Genomic DNA, 275 nt, shown 5'->3' with positions numbered 1-275 from the left:
GGTGTTCCATTATCATCTACTGTTACTGTTCCGCCTTCAGTCGTCGTTCCACTTGGAAGTGTAATTGCTCCTGTATTTGGTCCGTCTGCTCCAAAGTCATCTGCGCCATTTCCATTATCGGCTAACACATCGATTACATTGTCTGTACTGTCTTCATCTACTTCTGCTACATCATCTTCTGCTACTGGTACGTCTTCTGCATTTACTGTCACCTCTACTTCTGCTGTATCACAGTTTGGTGTTGGTGTTGCGTTATCACATACTGTATATTCAAA

General features: G+C 42.9%; 1 pseudogene. It reads right to left on the bottom strand.

Annotation, left to right across the window (positions count from 1 at the left end):
- Positions 1-275 (bottom strand): annotated as a pseudogene (locus ACVC5O_RS13115) (hypothetical protein); the annotation flags it as partial.

The organism is Lacinutrix salivirga, assembly GCF_053604675.1.
Note: the sequence above shows the minus strand (reverse complement) of the source record. Positions and strands in the feature narration are given on the sequence as shown.